The organism is Symplocastrum torsivum (assembly GCF_059505465.1).
In genome coordinates this window covers 1-25,687 of the sequence record NZ_JCACKQ010000133.1, presented here as the reverse complement: position 1 = coordinate 25,687, position 25,687 = coordinate 1, and the positions used below count along the sequence as shown (strand labels likewise).

The window sequence follows — 25,687 nt, the reverse complement described above, 5'->3', positions numbered from 1 at the left end:
ACCATGATGCTTTGAGCTGTTGCTTATCTATATTAGAGAACTCGGTATCACAAGCTCTCGGCGGATAACGATACATTCTCCATCTGAAAGGATGAAGGCTTCTCTTTTGCCAGAATATTAAATTATAAATAAATTTTGAGGGAGTCGGGATGTATCCCAAACAAAAAACTCATTGCCGTGCTATCCAAGCTTGTGATTGGTCGATTGAGCAATTGCCTGGATTAAGTGTTCAAGACCAATCAAAGCTTAGAGAATTGGGCATTACAACAACAAAACAACTGCTACAAGAAGCCAGCACATCACAATCACGACAAGCACTGGCAAGTCAGTTGTCAATAAAAGTTCAGTACGTGAACAAATGGGTTGCTCTGGCAGATTTAGCGCGTGTCTCCGGTATCGGTTGCCAATATTGTGGGCTATTGTTACACGCTGGGATTTGTTCTGTAACTCAGCTTGCTCAGACTCCTACCCATAAATTGCATCAACAAATTTTACGGCTGCAAGTGGCAACCCTGCAACGCCGTGACCTCTGTCCTCCTGTGGAGGAAGTAGCAGGATGGATTAAACAAGCACGAATGTTGGTGGTTAGTTGAGGGTTGGTGGTTGATGGTTGTTGGTAACTAATCTTTTGCTAAGACGCCATTGAGGAAAATATCAGCAATTCCTTCTGCCATTTCTTGCATTGCTTGGGGGGAGGCTCCTGGCTCCATAATGGTTTCATGACTGAAACCCGCAACAGCAAACATTCCTAAGAACACCTGCGCGACTATCTTGGGGTTGGTGCGACGATAGATGCCTCGATCCATCGCTGTTTGGAAGAAGGCTTCTGCAACATCGGTCATTTTCATGATCACGTCTGACTGAATGCGATCGCGTAATTCTGGATGAAACTGCGCTTCCATAAAGCAAACCTTCATCATGTCAGCGTTTTCACGCATCCGCATCATGCGTCGCCGCATCACTTGGGCGACAGCTTTATAGCTACCCATCTCGCTGAGTTCTGTCAGCAAATCCGTGAGAATCTCTACCCAGCCTTGCGTTGCCACTTCGATTAAGATTGCTTTCTTATTCTCGAAATGGCGAAACAGCGTGCCTTCTGCGACACCAGCCGCTTGAGCCAAATCGCGAGTAGTTGTACCGTCATATCCCCGACGTGCAAACAAACGTTGCGCTGCCTGGAGGATGCGGTTTCTTGTCTCCGTCTCTGACTGAGGAGGCCGATTTAAAATTCGCATCGAAGTATAAAACAAAAGTTGTAGCGCTATTGTGCAACAGCTTGTCTAATAATTGGCAAAAGTGTCATAGTTCCTCACAATTTCCTCCCCAACACAAGGGAGTAGGGAAGGAAGAGAACCCTTCTCCTGAGTTCTGCCTTGGATTAGATACAAATTGAGCTTTATCCTATCTAATGGAAGAAGATAAAGAACCCTATTTTACTATATGAACTCAAACTATCAGCTAACTAAAAAAGTCTGTATTCATTACCCTGCTGTAGGTTTAGATACTTTAATTGCATCATTAAAGCCTTAATCTTATTTTAAGCTTGTTAAGCCGCTAACAACTTAAAAGAGAGTAAGCTCTCAGGAAAAAAACACACAGCACCAACGAACTGAATTAAAAAAGCTTTAGTCGAAGTGACTATTAGTAACTGTAAGGTTCAAAAAGTAAAAGCTTTAATACCTTCTTTTTTAGGACTATTAGCTACTTAATGCAGAAACACGGGTCTTGTCTAGGAGAGCTTTTGGTCGCTTAACAAGTCTGCTGTTTAGATGCATTTCAGATGAAGACAGCATTTTTTATAAGGGAGAAAGCCGTGTTTAATATCAAAAACATATCTCTTATTGTCAGTCGGATTAGGCAGGTTATCAGACAGCCTGTTGAACAGTTACGTTTGTGTAGCAGGCTAATACAACAGTCAAGCACTTGGTTAAATCTCCCTTTACCCGGTTCAATCATTTGTGGAGCTGGATTTTTACTCTTGGGGCCGTGGGGGTTTAGTGTGCTTGCCCAGGAAGCTGCTGACCAAAAGCCATCATACGATTTTCAGGATGTGTTTCTCGCCTTTGTGCTGTTGGGTTTTTTAATTCTGGTTGGGCGGTTAATTAGACAGAGTATTCCCTTATTGCAAGCGCTGTTTCTACCTAGCTCAATTGTCGCTGGGGTAGTTGCTTTGCTATTAGGACCGAGTGCTTTGGGTGCGATCGCTTCCTCGGTAGCTGGCAAAGAGTTTTTCCTTGCCAATGGCATCTTTCCTCCAGAGGTGCAAGCAGTTTGGTCAGCAGTACCTGGCGTCTTTATCAACATTGTCTTTGCCGCAATTTTCTTGGGAGAGTTTATCCCCAGTCCACGAGAGATTTGGCGGGTTGCCGCCCCTCAAGTTGCCTTCGGTCAGACCATCGCTTGGGGGCAATATGTGGTTGGACTGTTACTCGCCATAACTGTACTAACGCCAATTTTTAAGCTTGACCCGATCGCAGGAGCATTGATTGAAATTGCCTTTGAAGGAGGACACGGAACCGCAGCCGGGATGGCTCAGACGCTCACAAATCTGGGGTTTGAGGCAGGTCCAGACCTCGCTCTTGGCTTAGCAACGGTTGGGATTGTTACGGGTGTGCTTGCTGGCGTCTTCTTAGCGAATTGGGGTCGCAAAAAGGGCTATATCCCCACAGATTATCAGGGTGACGTAGAGCTAGAAGAAGCCAGCGATGGTCATCCAGACCAAAGTCCTGAAGCCAAGGCAGCGAGAGCTAGACGAGCGCGTACCCTGCTCATCGATCCCATGTCCCTACACTTTGGCTTTGTGGGACTTGCGATCGGTATTGGCTGGCTCATCTTACAAGCACTGACCTTTATTGAATCAGTTACCTGGAATCGAGGCGGAAACGGACTTGAGATTTTATCTGCCATTCCCCTCTTTCCCCTAGCACTAGTTGGTGGAATTATTGTGCAGATTGTCCTGACGCGATTGGGGCGCAGTTATCTCATCAACCGTCAGTTGATGAACCGCATTGGTGGGGTGGCATTGGATGCCACAATCGTGACGGCACTCGCCTCAATCTCCCTAGCTGTTCTGGGCAGTAATATTGGTGCGTTTTTAGTCCTCTCAATCGCTGGCATTCTCTGGAACGTCATTGTCTTTATCTACCTGGCTCCGCGTATGATCCCAACCTACTGGTTTGAGCGTGGCATCGGTGATATGGGGCAATCAATGGGTGTTACAGCGACAGGTTTGTTGCTAATGCGGATGGTTGACCCAAGCAATCGTTCTGGCGCTTTCGAGAGTTTTGCTTACAAACAGCTATTCTTTGAACCGATTGTTGGCGGTGGCTTATTCACTGCTGCCGCACCGCCATTAATTAATCGATTTGGGCCAATTCCCGTCTTACTACTTACAAGCGTTATTCTTGCCTTCTGGCTTATCTTTGGTTTGTTGAACTACAGACAAATAACTAGCTCAATGGAGGCTAAGCAAGGATAACTTCAGGATAGTTATTTCCGCCACGCTGCACTATAGCAATTCTTGTTGAGAGTGAGGTACATCTAAGTTTCTTGCCAATTCCCAATTCCCGAAAACCCAGAAATTTGTACCTCATCCACATGAGAACCGCTATAAATCTATCAACCGTTGTGAGCTAGGAGAACCACCACCCTCACAACGGCTGATTTTTTTTGTCACGATAGACCAATAGCTCAAGAAATTCTTAGGCTAATAACAGTGCCGATCGCTACCGTTTTATGAGTCAGTTGAGTCAATTTATTTTGTATTGCAGGCTTTTTACTGCCCGGTTAAGAAAACACCGATGGCAATCTGTAGTTGTGGCTTGCCTAGGAGTTGCAATTTTTGCTTGGGGAAGCTTGCCTACGGCAGCTTTTGCTCGTACCGACATACCTACGGCTACCTCTGAGTCGATCCAGCCTTACTTAGACAGAGTTATCCAGCAAGTCACTGAATTTCAGTTGGATAATGGCATGAAGTTTATTGTTCTGGAGCGACACCAAGCACCTGTCGTGTCTTTTTTCACCTATGCCGATGTTGGGGGTGTCGATGAGCCTACTGGAAAAACGGGTGTTGCTCACTTCCTAGAGCATTTGGCATTTAAAGGTACAACCCGCATTGGCACACAAGATTATCAGGCGGAAAAACCTCTGTTAGACCGATTGGATGAGTTATCCAAACAAATTCAAGCGGCTTCATCGGCGGGGAAAGAAGCAGAAGTCACGAAGTTACAGGCGGAGTTTGCCAAAGTTGAAGCGGAGGCAAGCAATTTAGTCAAGCAAAATGAGCTTGGTCAAATTGTTGAGCAAGCTGGAGGCGTTGGCTTGAATGCTGCAACCTCTGCGGATGCGACGGTATACTTCTACAGCTTCCCTTCAAATAAGCTAGAGCTATGGATGTCTCTAGAGTCGGAACGTTTCCTAGACCCTGTGTTTCGCGAATTCTACAAAGAAAAAGACGTGATTTTAGAAGAACGTCGTCTGCGAACAGATAACTCTCCCATTGGTCAGATGGTTGAAGCATTTCTCGATACAGCGTTTCAGGCACATCCCTACCGACGTCCAGTGATTGGCTACAACCAAGACATCCGCAACCTTACTCGTGAAGATGTTCAGCAGTTTTTTGACACTCACTATGTTCCTAATAATTTGACAATCGGGGTTGTGGGTGATGTCAATCCAGCCCAAGTGCAGCAGCTAGCTCAAACTTACTTTGGACGCTTCAAAGCTGGTGCGGCACCACCGGAAGTAACGGTTACTGAACCACCCCAGCAACAAACACGGGAAGTGAAGTTACAGTTACCTTCCCAACCTTGGTACTTGGAAGGATACCATCGACCCGCCATCGACCATCCCGATAATGTGGTTTACGACATCATTGGCAGCCTGCTCAGTAATGGTCGCACGTCTCGGCTCTACAAGTCTCTGGTGGAGAAGCAACAGGTTGCGCTTTCTGCTGAGGGATTTAGTGGTTTTCCTGGTAATAAGTATCCGAATTTGATGTTGTTGTACGCCCAGACAGCACCGGGGCATACGGTGGATGAAGTGGCGACAGCATTGCGTAATGAAATTGAACGACTCAAGACAGAACCTGTTTCGGCTGTTGAGTTAGATCGGGTGAAGACACAGGCGCGTGCTGGACTATTGCGATCGCTTGATTCCAATTCCGGTATGGCACGAAATTTGGTGGAGTATGAGGTGAAAACAGGCGACTGGCGCAACTTATTCAAGGAATTAGAAGCGATCGCTGCTGTTACCCCAGCCGACATTCAGCGCGTCGCTCAAGCGACATTCCAGCCAGACAATCGTACTATCGGCCGTCTTTTATCAAGTCAGTAGTTAGTTGTTAGTTGTTAGTCGTTAGTCGTTAGTCGTTAATGGCTACTGGCTGATGGCTGATGGCTAATAGCAATGTTTGCGTAGTAAAGCAGTGCCATTTGGTACACCGCAAACAATTAGCAACGAAAAATTAGCAATGAACAATCCAAAATCCAAAATCAAAAAACCAAAATTCCTGCGCTGGCTGGGGCTACTGCTGCTGACAATGCTACTGGTGGTTGTGTCGCGTGTCCCAGCAGTGGCAGCGACACCACGGCACTACACAGAGTTAGAGTTCGCTCCGGTACCAGAGATTCAGATCCCAGAGTACACGCGCTATAAGCTGGACAACGGGATGGTTGTGTATCTGATGGAAGATCATGAACTGCCCCTAGTTGGCGGTACTGCCCTGATTCGCACAGGCGATCGCCTTGAACCAGTCGATAAGATTGGCTTAGCAACAATGGTTGGCGAAGTGATGCGTACTGGTGGTACAAAGCAGCACTCTGGCGATGAACTGAATGCGCTTTTAGAACAACGGGCGGCTTCTGTGGAAACTGGCATTGGTACGGCATCAGGTAGCGCTAGTTTCAGCGCCCTGACAGAAGACTTAGATATGGTTTTTGATTTGTTTGCTGAGGTGATTCAAGAACCCGTCTTTGCCCCCGATAAGCTGGAGTTAGCCAAACGCCAACAGGCAGGGCAAATTGCGCGTCGGAATGATGACCCTAATGATATTGCGGGTCGAGAATTTCAGAAACTGATCTACGGTGACACTAGCCCTTACGCCCGTACTGTAGAGTATCAGACTCTCGATAATATTACTCGTGACGATGTAGTGGCGTTCTACGGGCAATATTTTCATCCTGAAAATATGATTCTGGGAATCATTGGGGATTTTGATTCTGCCAAAATGCGATCGCGCATTCAGGAGCAATTTGGCAATTGGAAATCTGCCTCAAAGCCATCACAGCCGACTATGCCAGAGGTATCCCAGGCAAAGCAAACAGGTGTCTTTCTGGTGAATCAGCCCCAACTTACCCAAAGTTATGTCCAGATGGGACATTTGGGAGGACAGTTCAACAGCCCTGACTATCCGGCGTTGGATGTCTTAAATCAGATAATGAATGGATTTGGCGGACGTTTATTTAACGAAGTGCGATCGCGCCAAGGGCTTGCCTATTCTGTGTATGGATATTGGAGTCCTAGCTTTGATTTTCCAGGTACGTTCATCGCTGGTGGACAAACTCGCTCAGATGGTACAGTCCCTTTAATTAAAGCGGTTCTCGCAGAAATTGAGGAACTTCGGACAATACCTGTGTCACAAGCTGAACTTGCCTATGCCAAAGATCAGGTACTCAACTCATTTGTGTTCAACTTTCAAGACCCTGCTCAAACGTTATCGCGGTTAATGCGTTACGAATATTACGGGTACCCAGAGGATTTTCTGTTCCAGTATCAAAAAGGTGTCCAAGCAACGACTGTTGAAGATGTCCAACGTGTCGCACAAAAATACTTACAACCCGACAAAATTGTGACTCTGGTCGTAGGGAATGCAGCAGCGATTCAACCACCGCTTACGAGTCTCTCCGCCAACGTGACTTCATTGGATATTACGATTCCAGACCCCAAGAGTAGTTAATAAGCTTGCTCAGCATTCAAGTAGCATCTATAGCAAAAGGCTCTTATGGAGAGGGCTTTTATGCAGAAGGTTGAGTACTAGTACGTGGTTGTTTAGACTGTTGAATCTGTCCTAACTTTTATGGCGACAGCTATAAAGAGTTCTACTATAGCGAAGGGTGGGCAATGCCCACCCTTCTCCTTTTTCTTTACCCTGCTGTCATTGATCTGGTACGGCAGAACAAAACTTGGGATTAATTTCCGTGATAACGTAGAAAATCATACTTTGTCATACTTTTTATCCAAACAGCGTTCTAGAAGTTGAATTCTGTATAGATAGGCAAAAAGCCTAGGATTAAGTATTAGTTTATTTGTAGAGCTAAAGATAGGCTGGTTGAGAAATTCCCAGATAGGAAACCGAACTTTGACGAGTTTTGGAGCCATAGAAGGAAAGTGATAGAGAAGAGAACCAGTTTGAGAAAGCTTGGTGCTTTGCGTTAGCTGACCAATTTGGGTGCTTAGTTAAACTTGCCACACTATCTCGTAGATTTTCTTGGTGAGAATTACGGAATAGTAAAATAGTTTTTTGGCAATGTCTGTAGTTTCACGGAAGGGAAGAAGGCTTCACTGCAAAACTAGGCAGTCTGTATAGTTACAGACCTTGGATTTGGGTATCAATCCTGGCACAAGTTAGTAAAGTTGTTGCCACATTAGTCATGAATATTGCAATATGTAAATACTGAGTCTACGCCTTGACAAAGTGATTGCCTCCTGACACATATCTAATTCACAGTCAGTCCAAAATAGTTGTGTATTTGCACCACAAAGTCTGGTATATGAGTCTGCTACATACTAGCACGGATAAATCCTTGTCGAGTAGGTTTTGGGAGATAGCACATCCTCCGAAAGAAGGATTTACTAGAGAAGAACCGCAATTTCGGTTCTTTTAGTGAACCACTACTTGGCTTTAGGTCAGTACTAAAGGTTTTAGATAAATCTTGTCAATTGCACGCGGTAACGTTCTTTCTTGGTTACAGCGACTTCCCCAACTTCCAAGCGTCCTTTACCGCGAATCGCAATCAAGTCTCCTGTTTTGATGAGGTAACTGGCTTGGCTAACATCTTTCCAATTGACTCGGACATCGCCAGCCGTAATCAAATCAGCCATTTTGCTGCGGGAGACACCAAAGCCTGCCGAGGCGATCGCATCTAGGCGCAGCGATGCCTCTACCGTTGTCATCTCTTTTTTCTTCGGTTCTCGAATCTTTAGTTCACTCAAGTCAATGCGTCGAGTTTTCACGGGTACAGAGCGAACTTGATTGAGTTGCGTCTCCAAAAACTCTGCCATTTCGGGAACGACAATGACCTGTGCCCCTCGTTCTCCTAAGACAATGATGTCGCCAGTTTTTTCTCGGACAATACCGCAGCCTAGCATTGCCCCTAGGAAATCTCGATGGGTTGGCGGGTCAAAAAGAAAGTTACCCGCAATATCCAAAGCCACGACTTCTACCTGAGATTGCTCTAGAGGGAGTTCTGAACGCGCGATCGCTACACGTTGTCGTTCGGCTTGCGGATAGCCTCCCCAAGCCAGCAGTTGTACTTCCGTCAAACGTCCAAACTGCTGTTGGATTTCGGCTATTACTGGCGGTGAGAGAAAATCACTCAAGACAACTTCCCACGTCTTGATTGCCTGATCAGCTTGGTCGATGACACGGGCAACAGTATCTCGATTTTCGACTCCTTTGAGTAAATCTTCTCTCGGCAGCATTCGTAATCGCTTTTGTAAAATACTTTCTTGATTCTACCTAGGCATAAGCGATCGGGGATGAGGGCTTGGGCATAGTGATTGGTGACTGGGGATTCGGAGAAAGAGACTTTTGTTATGTACGGGTTAGACACTCGCTGGGTCAATATAGCCTTGAATAGTCTCAGGCTCGAATTGGCGTAGGATTCGGGTAGCTTGCCGAGTCAAACTCTCCGAACCTTTGACGACAATTAAATATTTACCTTCATTAAGCCGATTGCGGTAAGGTAAGGCATCACCACCACCAAATACTAAGCCAACACCGCCACCGACAAAAAAGCTGCCCATTGCTGCTGCGATCGCACCAAATACGCCACCGATGATATGGTTACCGATGCTCCCTGCCCATTCAAACACTTCTATCCCTGTTTGGAGGTTAAAGGCATAGCCAGCTACAAATCCAAAGGGAATTAGCCAGTAAGCAAGTAGACGGCTTTGCTTTTGCGCTTCTAAGCCGGGGTCAATTAAACCAAATTCATCAGCACTTTTGTACCCTCTACCCAGAATGGAGATTTTATCCAACGGTAAGCCTTCTTTCTCCAAGGCTGAGTAAGCTTCTTCTGCTTCTATACGGTTTTGCAATACGGCGATTAAATAGTTCATTGCTCTATCTAACGATTAAATCGGAATCCGGCTTCCAAAGAGTACGGTAACAGCTTTCGTCTCATAGTGCCCAACCCCCAATTCCCAATTCCCAATTCCCAATTCCCATGAAACTTAAAAACTTTTAGATAATCAGCGGTTTAGCACCTCCTTTGCAGTTAAAATAGCCTCCTGCGGTACTACCTTGATAGTGAGGTAAAAGTATAGGTGTATCAAAAAACGCCTATTGCATTTAACCGCGATCGCTTGTCGTATTACCTGTAGCGCTCTTGGATTGGATATGATTCGCTCATTGAAGGACAGGGCGTGATGTGTGTAACCCCTTTCAACCCCTCTGCTGGTAATGTCTAAGGTTCTCGTCTCCGACACAATTGATCAAGCCGGAATTGATATTCTTTCTCAAGTTGCTCAGGTTGACATCAAAACCAATCTACCGCCTGAGGAGCTAATTGCGATTATTCCGGACTATGATGCCTTGATGATTCGCTCTGGTACACGAGTTACCAAAGAAATCATTGAGGCTGGTAAACAACTAAAAATTATTGGACGCGCTGGTGTTGGTGTTGATAACGTCGATGTGCCAGCGGCTACCCGTCAGGGAATTGTTGTTGTTAATTCTCCTGAAGGGAATACAATTGCCGCTGCTGAACACGCACTGGCAATGATGCTGTCCCTATCTCGCCATATCCCTGACGCTAATCAGTCCGTCAAAAACAATCAATGGGATCGCAAAAGCTTTATCGGGACAGAAGTTTATAAGAAAACATTGGGTGTCGTTGGGTTAGGGAAAATTGGTTCCCATGTTGCAACAGTGGCACGAGCGATGGGAATGAGGTTGCTGGCGTATGACCCGTTCATTTCTCTGGAACGGGCAGATCAGATAGGCTGTCTCCTCGTCGATATGGATATGCTTTTGCAGCAATCTGATTACATCACGCTGCATATGCCGAAGACACCAGAAACCACTCATCTAATTGATGCCGAGGCACTGGCGAAGATGAAGCCCACGGCTCGAATCATCAACTGCGCCAGAGGCGGTATTATTGATGAGCAAGCCCTGTTTGAGGCATTGGAAGCAGGTAAGATTGCGGGCGCAGCATTGGATGTGTTTGAGTCAGAACCACTGGAAGATTCTCCGTTGCGATCGCTTGGGAAAGAAATGGTTCTCACTCCCCACTTAGGAGCCTCAACCGCAGAAGCGCAAGTGAATGTGGCAATTGATGTCGCTGAGCAAATTCGTGATGTTCTTTTGGGCTTGCCTGCACGTTCAGCGGTTAATATTCCAGGACTCTCGCCAAATGTCCTCGAAGAACTCAGACCCTACATGCAGTTGGCTGAAACCTTGGGTAACTTGGTGGGGCAACTATCGGGTGGACGAATTGAGATGTTGAATGTTCACCTCCAAGGGGAACTGGCAACGAATAATAGCCAACCGTTAGTAGTTGCTGCGCTTAAAGGCTTGCTGTCTCAAGCACTGCGAGAGCGTGTTAACTATGTGAATGCCAGCATTGAGGCGAAAGAACGGGGAATTCGTGTGATTGAAACGCGGGATGCCTCGATTCGAGACTACTCTGGTGGGTCATTACATTTATCTGCGATCGGTTCCTTGGGCGAACATTCGGTAACAGGGGCACTGTTGAGTGATGGTGAAATCCACATCACCAGTGTTGATGAGTTCCCGGTGAATGTTCCTCCCAGTCACTATATGCTGTTTACCTTGCACCGCGACATGCCAGGGATTATTGGGAAAATCGGCTCTCTGTTGGGCAGTTTTAATGTCAATATCGCTAGTATGCAGGTTGGTCGCAAGATTGTCCGGGGTGACGCTGTAATGGTATTGAGTATTGATGACCCGTTACCGGAAGGAATTTTGTCAGAGATTACGAAGGTTCCGGGAATTCGAGATGCTTACACGGTAACTTTGTAGTTGTTTAGTTGTTGGTGGTTAGTTGTTAGAAGCAAGATTAGCAGAGTTACCTGTCGTTCTATAGCTAAGGGATAATAGCTAATTTCTAACAACTAATAACTAATAACTAATAACTAACAACAAATATGGCAAATAGCTGGTGGGAAATTCAGATTCTCTGCGACCCAGCGTTGGAGGACTTAATCTTCTGGCGATTGGAAATGTTTGGCTGTCGCGGCACATCAAGTGAAACGAAAGGGCATTTGCAACTCATCGGAGCATATTTGCCCCAGATGCAGGTACAGTTGTTGGATTTGGCAGCGCTTTCTCTGTGGTTGCGTCAAGATGCCCTAACGGTAGGAATGCCAGTGCCAGTAACGCAGTGGCACCTGATTGATGAGGAGGACTGGGCAAGTAGTTGGAAGCAACACTGGGAACCGCAAGAAATAGGCGATCGCTTATTGATTTACCCAGCTTGGTTGCCAATACCAGACTACTCAGAACGATTGCTGTTACGCCTTGACCCTGGTGCGGCATTTGGAACAGGGACTCATGCGACAACTCAGTTGTGCTTAGAGGCGCTGGAAATGCGTGTTACTGAGGATAGCAACTCTGTGATTGCGGATATTGGCTGTGGTTCTGGCATTCTCTCAATTGGGGCTGTGTTGTTGGGGGCGAAGAAGGTTTATGCGGTAGATACTGACCCCTTAGCCGTACAGGCAGCCAACAGTAACCGCGACTTAAATCAAATTACTGAAGAGCATCTTGTGGTAGGGAAGGGGAGTGTTGAGCTATTGCCGCAGCTTACTGATGGTAAACCTGTTAATGGGATTCTCTGCAATATTTTGGCAGAGGTGATTATTGATTTAATCCCAGCCATCACTGAGATCGCTGCGCCTGAGTGTTGGGGAGTCATGAGCGGTATTTTGTTAGACCAGGCAAAACCAATTGCCGATACCCTAGAACAACACAACTGGATTGTCGCAACGCTTTGGAGGCGTCAAGATTGGTGTTGCTTTAACATTAGGCGGTCTTGAATGGTTGTTGGTTGTTGATTGTTATCGAATTTCATCAATGAGTGCTACAAATTACCCTCTGCTTCCCCTACCACAACAAGAGGAGACAGAGGTTTAAGGCCAAAAAGCGATCGCTTCTCCCATATCAGCAGACTGACGTGCTGCATCTGCCACTTTCAGGGCATATAAACTAGCTGTGGCTGATACATACAGAGGTTTTCCTTCAACTAAGTAATCCAACACCATGCCTGTGTCCTTTCCAAACAAGCCACGTCGTCCACCAACTTCAATGGGTATCCGTTCTTCTCCCCGAATCAGACTACCTTGATCACCTTCAAAAACCAGTGTTCCTTGCTCACCATGCACCTCAAAGTTGCGTAAACCTTGCCAGAATACTTCCCCTTTCCCATAAGTGACTTCTGCAATGAGATTATTGGTAAAGCGCAATTGAGTGGTACACAGACAAGCCTTGTAATAATCAGCAGCCTCCCAAAACCGAGACTGACAACTCACTGTTGTGACATTGCCGAACAAGTCAGTAAATCGTTGAATTCGGGAAAGGGCACCACTAAAGGGAAAGCCAAATTGTTCTGGGTGATAAGTCCAGCGCCTTGGTGCAGGATGCTGAGGCATGATAGTGATGTAGCGGGCATAGAATGGATTACCAATCTCTGGTAAGGCTTGCCGAAGTGCTTGATGTAAGCCTCCTAATAACTCAATATGCTCAACATGAAGTAGCTTTCCTTGAGCTTCGGCAAGAGCAATCAACGACTCAGCTTCTACGGGGTCGAGGGAAAGAGGATATTCGACAACAACGTGCTTCCCAGCCTCAAGGGCAGCTTGTGCGATCGCACCATGGTCACGATTAATAGTACAAATTATCACCAAGTCCAAATCAGGATGCTCAACCAACTGCTGCCAGGAATCTAGAGCAATCGCTTCGTGGTTCCTCGCAAACTCTTGAGTTTTTTCAGGTGTATGACCACTAACCGCCACTAAACGCGATCGCGAATCGCTCTGCAAGGCTTCCGCCCGCAGCTTCGCGGCAAACCCAGTCCCAACAAGACCAGCTCTAATAGGAAGAGAAGGAGTATTAATCTGCGTCACTAGTAGTACAAAAAAAATTGGAGGTCATCTACTACCATTTCATCATTAGACTATTCAGGGCAAGTTAGCTTTGTCAGGAATCAGATTCACAATTTCCCAGTTCGGCTTGGTAGAGGGTTGTCTAGTCGTGTCAGCTTAACCCCCCTGCTTCCCTCACTCCCTCACTCCCTCTGCTCTTTCTAATTCCGCCACAAAGCAATACCACCCAATAACCCAGATATATTAGGCACAATTTTGACATTGGGTGGTAGCTCGATGGTGATTTTCTTCGTTTCACCACCACCAATGTAGAGGTAGTCGTAGTTAAATAGATGCTCAAGTGAGGTGATCGCTTTTTCTAAGCGACTGTTCCATTTTTTTTGCCCCCCCTTCTCCAACGCCGCACGCCCTAGCTGCTGCTCATAGGTTTCCTCTTTACGAAACTGATGATGCCCCATTTCCAAATTTGGCACCAGCTTCCCATCTAAGAATAGAGCAGAGCCAAAGCCTGTACCTAGAGTAATTACTAATTCCACCCCTTTCCCAGAAATTGCTCCCAATCCTTGCATATCGGCATCATTGATTACACGGGTTGGCTTATCTAAACGCTGAGATAACGCCGTTGCCAAGTCAAACCCAACCCAATCTGGATCTAAGTTCACGGCTGTTTCTGTAACACCACCACGCACTACACCAGGAAATCCCACTGATACCCGATGAAACTCACCTTGTCCTGCTGCTAAAGAAGCGATCGCATCAATCACAGCAGTTGGCTTCGGGGGTTGCGGTGTTTCTACACGACTACGTTCTGTCAAGGCATTACCAGCTTCATCTAAAACCATTGCCTTAACGCCACTGCCGCCAATATCTACGGTAAGAGTGCGGATTGAGCCATCTGCTTGAGCCATTAGATAGTTCCCTCTTTAAGCCTAAGATCTGCTTTTCCTACCAGTGTAGGGGGCTTTATAGAGCGATCAGCTTTCAGCTAATGAAGAAAGCCTACCCTGTGTTCAAACGCAAGGTTAAACCTGACAAAGATTTATAACTTTATCCTCACCCAAGCTGTGGCTTGTGGGTAACTTTTTTTCTAGCTGATAGCTCAGAACTTACGCATTTCCTTTACATCTTATGTGAAAGCGGGGCAACCACGAGGGGATTGCCCCTACATAGGGTATTCGTGCGTAAGTCTTGAGCTGATAGCTGATAGCTGAACGCTTTATTGCTGCATTACTTTTTGTTTTGCTTTCTCGGAACGTGCTTCAGCACTATCCATCACCTCAGCCATCTTTTCTACCATTTCACCAGGATAGTTTTCAAAAACTCTGGTAGAGAGAGAAATGCGACCTTTTGCTTCATCTAAGTCAATAATCATTGCCTTAATTGGCTGACCGATCTGGAATACAGTAGGCAAAGATTCAATAAAGCTTTGACTCACCTGCTTGATGTGCAGCAAGCCTGTAATGCCATCAAAATCAACGAAGAGACCAAAAGGCTTGATCGACACAATCTTGCCTTCCACTAACTGCCCCAACTCTAGCTGATTGAAATTAGCAGAGCGAGTAGCTTCGCGCTGGGAAAGGACTAGCTTTTTGCGATCGCGATCCACTTCCAGAAATGTGCCAGTGAGGGTTTGACCAATTAACGACTCTAAGTTTTCTCGCTCACTCAGATGCGATCGCGGAATGAATCCACGCAATCCTCGTACATCCACCGTGACACCACCTTTATTCACAGCAGAAACACGCACCTGTAGTGATTTACCATCCTCCTGTAGCTGTGCTAACTCGTCCCACACCAGCTTCTCTTCCAACTGACGCCGTGAAAGCGTCACCTGTCCATCCGCATCCTGTTCCTGAATAATCAGGAAATCCATCTCCTCCCGCAACGGCAGTATCTCAGCCCAATCTCCTGTCAGTTTTACTGAAACTTCATTGATTGGAACATACGCCAAAGACTTGCCGCCAATGTCAATATACGCGCCATCATTCTCGTAGTTATGTACCCGACCACGCACCACTTGTCCCTGTTTAAACTCGTAGTCGTGTTGTTCCAAGGCTTTAGCAAAGTCATCCATCGTAAACGATGAACTGCTGGCTTGAGAACGGGTTGATTTTGAATTCATGACAATTACTTTGCAAAAACGAAGAAAAAAGAGTTGATAATTACCTGCCTAGGTAAGCAAGCGTGAGACAAAGATACAAGACACCAACCTAACGAAGTTCCTGCCTAAACAACTGCTTCACTTGATCCCAGGCATCAAAGGCGGCTGCCTTATTGTAGCTAGCCCGTTGATCACAAAAGAAGCCGTGGTCTGCTCCTTCATAGCGAAAGATGCGGTGAAGTACTTGGTGCTTGTTGAGTGCGTCTTCGATTTGGTCTACCTGTTCAGCAGGGATACTAGCATCTTCCATCCCAAAGAAGGCGTATAGTGTCTTGCCTCCCCTAATGTCTTTGGTTCGCCTAATAGTCGGCTCACCACCACCCGGAGTCATGGTCGTAATCCCAGCACCATAGAAAGAAGCTACAGCCGCAATATCGGGTAGGGTTGCGGCCAGATAGGCAACATGACCGCCAAAACAAAAGCCAATACAGCCGATCGCATCTGTTTTTGCTGGTGTCTGGCTGATGAGATAATCAATGCTGGCTTTGATGTCACTGAGTAGTTCTTCTGCGTGGGTTTGCTCTTTATATTTCTTGCCAACTTGAATGTCTTCGGGAGTGTAGCCAGTTTCAAATCCAGGAGCTTGCCGATGGAAAAGTGCAGGTGCGATCGCAACATAACCTTCTTTTGCGAATCGTTCGGTGACATCACGGATATGGCTATTTACCCCAAAAATTTCCTGCAGTACCACAATTCCTGGAGCTGATTCTACCCCCACTGGCATTGCCAGGTACGCTGGAATTTCTAGATTGCCATTGGTAATTTTGACTGAATCTGTTTGAATTTCTCTATTCGCCATAATAAGGATGTGATGGTTACTCGACGCTCTGTTGATGTTAGAGCGGCTAGCCTCTATCGAGTTATTGGCTTGCTAAGCGCTACAGGAACTTAAGTCTAATTTTAACTCTAAGCTACCCTCTGTTTCTAAAACTTTAGAATTGAATTTATTTTTCAAGTGTATGCTATTAATCAATAGCGGTTTTCAGCAGTTTTATTGCACAATCATTAAATAAATTACTCAATTATTTGAATTGTGTAAACATTGGCTTTATTAAGTAGATCTGCATGGAATAAATTATACAATAAGCTAGTGATTTATTGGACTTTACTAGTCTTTGGATAAAATTTGTGTAAACTATTAATTCAATTTAAATTAACTTGCTTATCAAGGTTTTGAATTTGAGAATAGTAAGTTAATAGCATAGAGTAGCCACGGCTGAAGTAAGCTGAAAAAGTTTAATATTGAAGTAAGTGGATATAGATAAACCTCACTGGAGGCTTGTCCGTTTGACCCACTACCAACCAGTGACTCATTCCTACCTACGTTTATTTACAGCTCTTACTTACCCTCGCCCCTTGTTCTTAACTTCAGCTATGATGCTTTGTCACATAGGTTGGGTTTGTAGCTGGCCAATCCTACAGAAACCTAGTGCTGAGTAAGAATAAGCGCGACATTAGACAAAATAGTTATTGTAAATAGTGCCCATGATAGAACTACCACTCTTATTGATTTACCAGTTCGCTTTGGAGACTCGGTAATGGTTCAGTATCATATTCAGCCAGACAGCGAAATCCCGGCTTCTAAGCAGCTATTTGACCAAATTCAGTTTGCGATCGCCTCCCGCCAATATCCCCCTGGTCATCGACTGCCAAGTACGCGGCAGTTGGCAATGATTACAGGTCTACACCGCAATACGATTAGCAAGGTCTATCGGCAACTAGAAGAAACAGGTTTAGTAGAATCCCAAGCAGGCTCAGGCATTTATGTTAAAGCACAAGGTCATGAAGGTGGTACACAACGCCAGTCTCCTATCCTGAATCAATATCCTGAAGCCTATAAAGTTGTGCAACAGAGCCTTGATGACCTACTAGGACAAGGTTGCTCCCTCAGCGAAGCAAGAGAATTGTTTCTAGCGGAAATTGACTGGCGATTGCGCTGTAGTGCGCGGGTACTTGTTACCGTTGAGTCGCGAGATTTGGGTGCAGGTGAATTGATGGTGCAGGAACTTGAACAAGCCTTAGGAATTCCTGTGCAGTTGGTGCCGATGGAGGAACTCTCCGAAGCACTGGATCTAACAAACTCTGGTACGGTGGTAACTAGCCGCTACTTTATTGGACAAGCCGAAGCGATCGCAGCTCCCAAATCGGTTCGCGTTATCCCCGTAGATATTTACGACTACGCCAAAGAAATCCAAATTATTCAACGCCTACCCAATAATAGCTGTCTGGGTGTCGTGAGTCTGAGCGTCGGTATTCTACGGATTGTGGAAGTGATCATCCACAGTCTGCGGGGCGATGACATCCTCCTAATGACAGCACAGGTTAAAGATACCTACAAACTCAACGCTCTGGTTCGCAGCGCTCAGACCATCATTAGCGACCAGGCAAGTTATCAAACAGTCAAAGCCACAATCTTAGCAGCGAGAGAGGACATTATTCGTCCCCCCGAACTCATCCTTTGTGAGAATTATATCGGCAGCAAGTCGATTAACTTGCTCAAGCGCGAATTGGGTTTAGGTTAACGTCACTTCCAGTCAGCAGATCAGTAGGTGGATGAGTTGAAGTAAAACGGTTTTTTGTTGACAGTTCATCAGGTCGCGGCGAGGAAGCCCCACTTTTCACACAGGTCGAGTGGGGAGGAACACCGCTCTGGGACTGGGATAACTTCTTGCTCGAACAAGTGGGGTACAAGCCCTTTTGATTCGTCCCAATCGCCAGTTCCCAGTTGACCGTTAACAGTCAAAGCAACATGCTAGGTTTATTTTTGCACCCACCTACTTAACTACTGGTGAAGAGGAAAGACGATGACAACTGAAATGCATTCAACACTGGGATTAAAGGAAAGTATTGAGCAGCGTCGTGCTGCTAGAGCGTTCCGTAGTGACCCAATTCCAGAGGAGCTTTTAGGAGAAATTCTGCGGTTAGGTGTCCGCTCACCGTCTGGTTATAATCTACAGCCTTGGCGCTTTGTCGTTGTGAGGGAGCAAGAGAATAAGGAGAAGCTAAAGGCTTGTGCCTTCAACCAACGGCAAGTTGGTGAAGCACCAGTAGTCTTAATTTGCTGTGGTGACAGACGAGTGGGAGACTCAGACTACATCGAATCAGTTATCCAGATGGGTATGGAGACGGGTGGGGTAAACGAGCAGTTTGCGAATGTGATGCGTGAGCAAATCCCTGCTTTGTTTGAATACCATCCCTGCTTTGAAAACGTTGAAGCTTGGACAAACCGCCACACGATGCTAGCTGTTGCTCATATCATGATTGTGGCAAAGAGTTTTGGTGTCGATAGTTGTCCAATGGAAGGGTTTGTCAGCGCTCAAGTGAAAGAAGCCTTTCAGATTCCAGAGGAAGTCGATGTCTGCTGTCTGCTACCACTAGGTTATGCGACTGAGCCATTCAAGCAATATGGTGGGCGCTTTGAGATTGACCAGGTTTTCTTTGCTGAAAGTTACGGTGAGTATTTCGAGCTATAGGAACATCAAGAGACTTCTTGCAAAGGTACTTGTATTGAGGTGGTGTGGTACGAGCGATCGCATCTCTATCAAAACCGCTAGGGTAGAGAATAACCAGACTCTACCCTAGTTAGTATGCTTACATCACACCCTGAGTTATTCCGGAAGACTAGAGTGTAAACTACCCCTCCTGATTGACAGCGCCTAAAGGCTTGCCAATACAGAAGGGACTTTTGGTAGCCCTGGTTCTATTGCACAAGACAACAGTTCCGGGCTTCTAGGCGGGTTGACAGAGCCGCCGCTTAGTAACCCACCTCAAGAATGTACAAGATCGCTGCCTCTGTGGGTAGCAAAGGTAGAGACAGTTGTTACCAGAGGTGCCTGATGGTCAAACCATCGAATGAACGTAGCAAGCAGCAGGAGACAGATCGTGTTGTTGCGTCAACGAAAAACGGTTCTACAGCTAGTCAATCTTTGACACTGATCTACCTCAAGTTGACAGGGATGACAGTTATTTGGGGTGGGACATTTATTGCAGGACGAGCAGTTGTTCAAACGGTAGGGCCATTCTCAGTCGCTTTCTGTCGTTATGCGATCGCTACATTGCTCCTACTCCTCCTCTCGTTCAAACTTGAAGGAGGACTGCCACGGTTGCGGCAACATCATCTATTGCCGATTGTCATGCTGGGCTTGAGTGGCATCTTTGCCTACAATGCCTTCTTTTTCTTGGGATTGCAGACTGTTCCGGCAAGCCGAGCTTCTCTAATTGTCACGATTAACCCAACCGTGATTGCTCTGTGTGCTGCCCTCATGTTCAACGAGCGGCTCACTCCTATTAGGTTGACTGGAATTGGTGCGGCGCTTTCAGGAGCGGCTATTGTGATTAGCCAGGGAAATCCTCTTGCAATTCTGGCACAGGGAGTTACGGCGGGAGATTTGTTCTTGCTTGGCTGTGTTGGGACTTGGGTGATTTACACGCTAGTTGGAAAGCAGGTTATAAAAACGCTGTCTCCCTTGGCCGCCACAACCTATGCTTGCTTAGTAGGAACGCCTCTATTTTTAATCCCTGCTATTCGAGAAGGACTCCTACAAAACTGGCAAACCTTTTCTTTTACAGTTTGGTTAGCAATTCTGTATCTTGCTGTTTTGGGAACAGTGGCGGCGTTTTGCTGGTACTACGAAGGACTAAACGCGATCGGGGCGACAAAAGCCTCCATTTTTATCAATCTTGTGCCCGTGGTTGCAGTATTCTTTGCAATTGTCTTACTGAACGAACCGCTTACTCCTGCTTTAATTCTTGGTGGAGTCCTCGTAGTTGTGGGTGTTTCACTAACCAATCGTAAATAGTCAATCTTTGTTAATGCGACGAACCTACTGTTGAAAAAGACTTGATGAATGTGGTTGCACTATTAAAAAATAAGCAATGGTTGTTAGGTAATCTTAAAAGTTGTCGCGCCTATTTCAAATTAGAAATTTGTTGAGCAAACTAGGTCGCTGCACTGCCATTTTTACCCTCATTTAGAAGTGCTAAAGTTTGCTCTAGCAAGGAAATAGGTAATCCTTCGAGTGTTAACGATTGAGTACAGTCCTTATACTTGCAATTTTGCTGCAACTGAAATGCAATTACCCGTTGACCCCGAACATCAACTACCCAATACTCAGGAATTCCAAAATCCGCATAGAGTTGTTTTTTCTCATCTAAATCAGTTACCAAAGTAGTGTCTGCAATTTCGCCAACTAAGTTAGGAACTCGCCACTGAGTTAAATCAATGCGACGTGATTCTCCTGTTTTCCATCGGGGATAATCTTCACCTAAATAAAGCGCTAGATCGGGCGCTCCTGCTTTTGTATTGGGCTTTTCTATCAAGCAACGCCCTAGCGAACTAAATACCTGTTCTGGTTTCTGGCTGAACCAGATAAAAAACAACATAGTAAATAGATCGCTGATAGTCGCGTGATTAATTCCTTCTCCACCCATGTCAATAACTAAAAGATAGCCCTGATGAAAAAACAGCCTTACTCTCTCTGTCGTTGGATCGTCACGGTAGGTTAAGTAATCTTCCCAAGTAGCAGGTTTCCATATATGTAAAGTCTTGGTGGGGTTTGTCTTGATGACTGTAGGGATTGAGGCAGTCATGGCACTGACGCTGATTAGGGTTGTAGAGAAATTATAGCGATCGCTCTAGCGAGTCAGATGAATACGCAACTTAATGTTAGGAAATAATTATTGAGATAGCTTCCTTCTTATATATGCAATACTTCCTTGCTGATTCCAAAACTCAATAAGTATTGTCAAAATTCTAAAAAAGTGAGCAAATTCCTGGATTTCCCTTTCTGCATAAACTTCCAGCTTTTCCTCCTTTTCTTCACCATCAATAACAATTCTCCATGTGGCTTCAATAGAGGGAGCTTCCCTTCTATAAGTCATTTTGAATGTAATCTTTTTGTCATTATTCTCGTCATATGCGAAAAAATCAACCCCAGTATACTGAAAGGTAGCTCTTTCCACGAGCAAAACTAAGGCAGATACTAAATCAAAATAAACTTCTATATCATCAATCTTAGGAACTCTATATTCATGCTCAATCTTATTTCTTATAGTATTAAATCTACTGAGAGATCTAGATATTAAAACTCCCGCCTCTTTTAAAAAATCTGCCTTTTTATCAAATTTCAGATTTCTTCGACTGAATAGTTTAGCTAGATTAAATGTATAAAAAAATGTATCCATTTGACACTCGATCGACCTCTTGAGATGAGTTATACAATTAACTAAACTTACTGATGTGCCTTTGTTCAGCTCTTGTTCTGCGAACTCAAGATAGTCATGGGAATACAAATCAAAATCAGGAACTTCGTTAAAAGGAGCTACTAATGAATTCCCCTGAAAATCCTCTAAGTTTTCAAGGATGATAGCTCTCAGCTTTTCAACCTTTTCCATGAGATATTAATCTTTAGCATTTGTTAAAAAAAATCAGCAGTGCTTCTCATCAGTTTACGGCAAAGGCTGCTGATTTCTCTACAAACAACTTCAAAGCCCTGCCCTGAGGCTGACAAGTTTGGTAATCAAATGTCTGTTTGTTCATACTAAACACAGCTAGAGGTAGTGACTACTATTAAGGCGCTCGCCAATAGGCAGCTACATCTCATCTAAGATGGCTCAAAACTATGCGATCGCCTTTTCAACTACCTGTAATCTTGGGATTGAATATTCCGCAAACGAACTTCAGAACGCTTAAACCTGTGAAAAAATTGTTACCTTCTTCCATTAAGGACATTGAGGATGTTGCCCACCATTAGCGCAGATAAATTTGATTTGCTTGGCATCTAAATTCTTAGCTTTGGCAAAATTAACACCCTTCACGCGAGCAGCCGTTGCGGCAGATGGTGGCTTTTCTAGGAATTGATTCGACTGTCCTGGTGTTGCAGCAGCAAAGGTGACTCCCAGAAAATCAGCTCCCGTTAGATTAGCCCCCTGCAAGTTTGTTGCACTCAGATTGGAGTTGCGGAGGTTCGCATTCTGCAACTGGGCATTGCTAAGATTTGCCTCAACTAATTTAGTTGCGCTGAGGTCAGCCTCTCGGAGATTAGCATTGCTCAAATTCGCTCTCGAAAGGTCTGCGCCTTGCCAGTTTGATTGACTCAAATCAGCATAGGAGAAGTCTCCTCCCATGGCATTAGCCTGTCCTAAACGTGCGCCATGCAGATTGGACAAGCCTAACTTTGCCTGTCCCAAATTTGCACCAGTCAGGCTGGCATTTTCGAGCATGGCTTGTTGCAAGTCAGCGCCAATGAGCTGTGTGCTGCTGAGGTTTGCCCCTCCCAAATGGCTGTTAGATAAGTTTGCTTGATTGAGAGTTGCCCGAACGAAATTGGTGCGATTCATTGGGACATTGCTGAGATTTACACCTGTGAGGTCAGCTTCTTTGAGGTCAGCACCGCTCAAATCGGCAAGTGAATCATCAAAGGTACCAAAGCGTTGGTCTTCACCAGCACCGTAGAAGCGGCTGTTGCGTAGACTGGCATTGGATAAGATTGCAGAGCGAAAGTTGATGCCGGATAAGTCAAGGTTATCTAAAACTAGAGTGAATTGAGCTGCCCCACTATTCACTTGCCCTAGGTTAGTGCGGCTGAGGTCAGCGTTGTGGGTTTGACCTGCGTAGACTGTGAGAATTTTGGCAATTGCTCGACTCGTTGCTCGTTGTCGTAAGGCTACTACCTGCAACTCTTTTGCCGCACCTCGCCGCCTTAGCGTCTCTTGGTCATTTTGTAGGGATTGATTTAAGCGTCGCAAAGCTGGTAATGATTTTGGTCCTGTACTCACCAACGCTTGCTGAATCGCATCAATCAGTGTGGGTGTCTTTTCCTGACCTAGCATATCAACCAGCAAAGGAACGGCACGCGAATCATCCAGCCGTGCTAATGCCAAGAGTGCGCCTCGTCGTTCCTCTACAGCCGTTGGGGAAGTCGAGCTTAACTGTTTAACTAGCGCCAGAAATACTTCGTTGTCCTGTTGCTTAAACTCACGTCTATTTGCCTGACTTTGGATGTAGATTTGGGTACCGACAAAGGTGCCTAGTACAGATGCCATTCCTGCAAACGCGATAATCAACAGCGTTAGACCCGGATAGCGGCGCATCCACAACCACAAATTGAGCGATCGCCGATTCGGTTGTTGTGAAGTCAGTACAATGGTTGTAACCGTTCGCTCAGATCTTTGACTCGTGGATGTATCCTCAGATGGCGACTGCCAACCATTTTCTACTTCCAGCGTGACAAATTGCTCATGCCCTCGCCTAGAGTGAAAACGTTCAGAATAAGGTGGTACACGACCCGCCTCAACGACATAGGTTCCTGCCAGTCGGTCGTGCAAGGTACGCCGTCGAGGGTGAAACAAGGCACTTGCACTCTCAGCTAAGAGCATTAATCCCGCTAGTCCCAGCAAAATCCCAATATCAGGAAAAGCTCCCGTATAGCGCCAGAGTAGATATGCTGTTCCAACTGGTAATCCCCAACGTCCTACTCCCTCACGCCAAACCACACGCAGCAATCCTGGCGCTGTCCCATAGGCAGTGACAACTTGAACTCCCAACCAGTCTTTTGCCGTCGTTTTCCCTGTTTTTCCCAGCCGATAGAGCTGCCAGCTTACTACTACCACTGGCATGACCAACGCACCACACCAAAATAAATTAGTCAAGGGTGCGACTTGCCGAGTGTGTAGCTCACGTAATGGGTAAGCTAGCGTTTTCGCGATCGCTTCCTCTGTAGAAGCTAGCACTGGGTTCAGGGGAACGGGTTGAGCCGTCGAGTGCTCTTTGGCATACAACCCAATACTGTACGGAACTAACGCACTCGCGGCAACCAGCGAGACTTCCATTAGAACAGCCGCGCAACGTCGGGTTACAAGGGGTAACGCCAAGTGGAGTCGCAGCGGAAACGACTGACCAACCTCTTGACTTTTGCTTCTTTTAATGCTGGGGCTAGCCATACTCAGATCTCACGCCACGCTGAAAGAGTTTGCACTTACTTCGATGACTTGGAGGTAACGAAGAATTTATACACCAAGTACAGTATTACTCCCAAAATGGCAAGACTGATTAGGGAAGCGACCAACTGTAGCACACTTCTCAAAATCGCAAACCCAACAACTGCCGCGACAATACCGACAGCCACTTTCCCCCCACTCGGAAGGCGGTTAAACCAATTGGCAACCTGACTCAACACAGATTTCTCCGGTTGAGAGTGATTAACATTACGAGTTAGAAGCGGCTGCCCCAACTGGTTATCAACCGTTGGTATTCGGTCTTTATCCAATTCCGTTTCTAGCTCCTGAAGTCTACGCTCGTAGTCTCGATTTTCTTGAGGATTCATCTTAAGGTTCGCTGCTTGCCTGGGACTCAAGTTTGGTTAGATAACTATTGCTATCACAACCAACGGAGCATCTGGTGTGATTGTAACGTGCGTTAGCTTAACAAAATTCTTTAAGTTCAGTGAAATATTTATAAAGTGTAGAAAGCTGTAGAGCCTGATGTCGATAGTGACAGTTATGAAAGAGGAACAGCTATTCTCTCAAATGTTAAGTAATTTAGGACAATTGTATTAGAAAGACTGGAGGCAGAACCAGGGGATGACACGGTTAATAACTTGATAGGAAGTGGTACATCCCGCCCCGCTTCCTCCTCGTATTAAGACTCGACGAGGTTTTTAGCGGTAAGAATGCAATGAAAATACTTAAGTCCTCGATCGCTATTCCCGCCGCATTGGCGATGCTCTTGACGAGTGCTGGTGCCGTTCGCAGTCAGCCGATACAAATTACGCCAGGGTTCCAGCCTGATCCAATGGTTGTTACAGGCACCTCTGGCGGCTCACAATCAGGTAAAGGCTGCGGTATGACAGGAGCAACACCCAATCATGTCGTTAGATTAGACAATAACTTCAACTACTTGCGCTTCAGTCTACAAAGTACAGGTCAACCGACGCTGTTGATTGAGTCGCCTAGTGGAAATTCCTGTTTGCAAGCCGATAGTTTCTCTGGAGGCACGATTCAAGCACCAGGCTATTGGGAGAAAGGCACCTACTCAATCTATATAGGCGATCGCGCTGGTGGTCAAAATCCATACACGCTCTCGATCACTCAGACTCGTTAATCTGTTGGTTGTTAGTTGTTGGTTATTAGGTGATTTCCGAGAAAGAAGATACCAATTAAGCAGGTTGGATAAGAATGTCC

Annotated in this window: 22 protein-coding genes; 10 read left to right on the top strand and 12 right to left on the bottom strand. The window is 45.8% G+C overall.

Translation table 11 applies throughout. The annotated features are described in order from the left end of the window. The first annotated feature begins 149 nt into the window (after positions 1 to 149). Positions 150 to 593 (top strand): DUF4332 domain-containing protein, encoded by a 444-nt coding sequence (locus AC5JL3_RS33910; protein WP_496078649.1) that lies wholly within the window; start codon positions 150 to 152, stop codon positions 591 to 593. A 27-nt stretch (positions 594 to 620) separates the two neighbouring features. On the opposite strand, the gene AC5JL3_RS33905 is transcribed toward AC5JL3_RS33910, so the two are convergent. Next, positions 621 to 1,235 (bottom strand): TetR/AcrR family transcriptional regulator, encoded by a 615-nt coding sequence (locus tag AC5JL3_RS33905; protein WP_192219160.1) that lies wholly within the window; start codon positions 1,233 to 1,235, stop codon positions 621 to 623. 545 nt (positions 1,236 to 1,780) lie between these two features. Here AC5JL3_RS33905 and AC5JL3_RS33900 point away from each other — a divergent pair. The 3 genes from AC5JL3_RS33900 to AC5JL3_RS33890 all read left to right on the top strand — a co-directional run bounded on the left by AC5JL3_RS33900 (position 1,781) and on the right by AC5JL3_RS33890 (position 6,955). Continuing rightward, positions 1,781 to 3,478 carry a sodium/glutamate symporter gene (locus AC5JL3_RS33900; protein ID WP_496078648.1) on the top strand — a complete coding sequence of 566 codons (1,698 nt, stop codon included), beginning with the start codon at positions 1,781 to 1,783 and terminating at the stop codon, positions 3,476 to 3,478. A gap of 257 nt (positions 3,479 to 3,735) precedes the next feature. Then, entirely contained in the window at positions 3,736 to 5,334 is a 1,599-nt protein-coding gene (locus tag AC5JL3_RS33895) for a M16 family metallopeptidase (RefSeq protein ID WP_496078647.1), read from the top strand. 136 nt (positions 5,335 to 5,470) lie between these two features. After that, a complete protein-coding gene (locus AC5JL3_RS33890) occupies positions 5,471 to 6,955 on the top strand; it encodes a M16 family metallopeptidase (RefSeq protein ID WP_496078646.1) in 1,485 nt (494 codons plus the stop codon). Between the two features lie 965 nt (positions 6,956 to 7,920). Here the strand turns inward: AC5JL3_RS33890 and AC5JL3_RS33885 are convergent. Both AC5JL3_RS33885 and AC5JL3_RS33880 read right to left on the bottom strand, forming a co-directional pair. Then, complete coding sequence (locus AC5JL3_RS33885; RefSeq protein ID WP_192219156.1) at positions 7,921 to 8,700, bottom strand: photosystem II electron transport protein, Sll1252 family; 780 nt, start codon at positions 8,698 to 8,700, stop codon at positions 7,921 to 7,923. A gap of 123 nt (positions 8,701 to 8,823) precedes the next feature. Further along, positions 8,824 to 9,339 carry a hypothetical protein gene (locus AC5JL3_RS33880; protein ID WP_496078645.1) on the bottom strand — a complete coding sequence of 172 codons (516 nt, stop codon included), beginning with the start codon at positions 9,337 to 9,339 and terminating at the stop codon, positions 8,824 to 8,826. A 343-nt stretch (positions 9,340 to 9,682) separates the two neighbouring features. Here AC5JL3_RS33880 and serA point away from each other — a divergent pair, with 343 nt between their 5' ends. Further along, positions 9,683 to 11,266: a phosphoglycerate dehydrogenase gene (serA, locus tag AC5JL3_RS33875; protein ID WP_496078644.1), complete on the top strand. Its 1,584-nt coding sequence runs from the start codon at positions 9,683 to 9,685 to the stop codon at positions 11,264 to 11,266. A 125-nt stretch (positions 11,267 to 11,391) separates the two neighbouring features. After that, positions 11,392 to 12,282 carry a 50S ribosomal protein L11 methyltransferase gene (prmA, locus tag AC5JL3_RS33870; protein ID WP_496078643.1) on the top strand — a complete coding sequence of 297 codons (891 nt, stop codon included), beginning with the start codon at positions 11,392 to 11,394 and terminating at the stop codon, positions 12,280 to 12,282. 93 nt (positions 12,283 to 12,375) lie between these two features. Here the strand turns inward: prmA and AC5JL3_RS33865 are convergent, their stop codons facing one another. The 4 genes from AC5JL3_RS33865 to AC5JL3_RS33850 all read right to left on the bottom strand — a co-directional run bounded on the left by AC5JL3_RS33865 (position 12,376) and on the right by AC5JL3_RS33850 (position 16,307). After that, positions 12,376 to 13,368: a Gfo/Idh/MocA family protein gene (locus AC5JL3_RS33865; protein WP_496078642.1), complete on the bottom strand. Its 993-nt coding sequence runs from the start codon at positions 13,366 to 13,368 to the stop codon at positions 12,376 to 12,378. A 179-nt stretch (positions 13,369 to 13,547) separates the two neighbouring features. Then, entirely contained in the window at positions 13,548 to 14,255 is a 708-nt protein-coding gene (locus AC5JL3_RS33860; protein ID WP_496078641.1) for an ROK family protein, read from the bottom strand. 308 nt (positions 14,256 to 14,563) lie between these two features. Further along, a complete protein-coding gene (locus AC5JL3_RS33855; RefSeq protein WP_496078640.1) occupies positions 14,564 to 15,469 on the bottom strand; it encodes a S1 RNA-binding domain-containing protein in 906 nt (301 codons plus the stop codon). An 88-nt stretch (positions 15,470 to 15,557) separates the two neighbouring features. Continuing rightward, positions 15,558 to 16,307: a dienelactone hydrolase family protein gene (locus tag AC5JL3_RS33850; protein ID WP_496078639.1), complete on the bottom strand. Its 750-nt coding sequence runs from the start codon at positions 16,305 to 16,307 to the stop codon at positions 15,558 to 15,560. A gap of 739 nt (positions 16,308 to 17,046) precedes the next feature. On the opposite strand from AC5JL3_RS33850, the gene AC5JL3_RS33845 reads away from it, so the two are divergent. Next, positions 17,047 to 18,030 (top strand): GntR family transcriptional regulator, encoded by a 984-nt coding sequence (locus tag AC5JL3_RS33845; RefSeq protein ID WP_496078638.1) that lies wholly within the window; start codon positions 17,047 to 17,049, stop codon positions 18,028 to 18,030. Between the two features lie 68 nt (positions 18,031 to 18,098). Here AC5JL3_RS33845 and AC5JL3_RS33840 read toward each other — a convergent pair whose 3' ends face one another. After that, entirely contained in the window at positions 18,099 to 18,251 is a 153-nt protein-coding gene (locus AC5JL3_RS33840) for a hypothetical protein (RefSeq protein WP_496078637.1), read from the bottom strand. A 61-nt stretch (positions 18,252 to 18,312) separates the two neighbouring features. Here AC5JL3_RS33840 and AC5JL3_RS33835 point away from each other — a divergent pair, with 61 nt between their 5' ends. Beyond that, the gene (locus AC5JL3_RS33835; protein ID WP_496078636.1) at positions 18,313 to 18,981 is read left to right on the top strand and encodes a nitroreductase family protein; all 669 of its coding nucleotides are present in this window, start codon (positions 18,313 to 18,315) and stop codon (positions 18,979 to 18,981) included. Positions 18,982 to 19,344: 363 nt separating this feature from the next. Then, positions 19,345 to 20,307 carry a DMT family transporter gene (locus tag AC5JL3_RS33830; protein ID WP_496078635.1) on the top strand — a complete coding sequence of 321 codons (963 nt, stop codon included), beginning with the start codon at positions 19,345 to 19,347 and terminating at the stop codon, positions 20,305 to 20,307. A gap of 139 nt (positions 20,308 to 20,446) precedes the next feature. On the opposite strand, the gene AC5JL3_RS33825 is transcribed toward AC5JL3_RS33830, so the two are convergent. The 4 genes from AC5JL3_RS33825 to AC5JL3_RS33810 all read right to left on the bottom strand — a co-directional run bounded on the left by AC5JL3_RS33825 (position 20,447) and on the right by AC5JL3_RS33810 (position 24,831). Then, entirely contained in the window at positions 20,447 to 21,097 is a 651-nt protein-coding gene (locus tag AC5JL3_RS33825; RefSeq protein ID WP_496078634.1) for a Uma2 family endonuclease, read from the bottom strand. 87 nt (positions 21,098 to 21,184) lie between these two features. Continuing rightward, positions 21,185 to 21,901: a hypothetical protein gene (locus AC5JL3_RS33820; protein ID WP_496078633.1), complete on the bottom strand. Its 717-nt coding sequence runs from the start codon at positions 21,899 to 21,901 to the stop codon at positions 21,185 to 21,187. A gap of 327 nt (positions 21,902 to 22,228) precedes the next feature. Continuing rightward, on the bottom strand, positions 22,229 to 24,448 hold the full coding sequence (locus AC5JL3_RS33815; RefSeq protein ID WP_496078632.1) for a pentapeptide repeat-containing protein: 2,220 nt from the start codon (positions 24,446 to 24,448) through the stop codon (positions 22,229 to 22,231). Between the two features lie 35 nt (positions 24,449 to 24,483). Beyond that, entirely contained in the window at positions 24,484 to 24,831 is a 348-nt protein-coding gene (locus tag AC5JL3_RS33810) for a hypothetical protein (protein ID WP_496078631.1), read from the bottom strand. Positions 24,832 to 25,181: 350 nt separating this feature from the next. Between AC5JL3_RS33810 and AC5JL3_RS33805 the strand changes: the two genes are divergently transcribed. Next, complete coding sequence (locus tag AC5JL3_RS33805; RefSeq protein ID WP_496078630.1) at positions 25,182 to 25,607, top strand: hypothetical protein; 426 nt, start codon at positions 25,182 to 25,184, stop codon at positions 25,605 to 25,607. Positions 25,608 to 25,687: the final 80 nt, after the last annotated feature.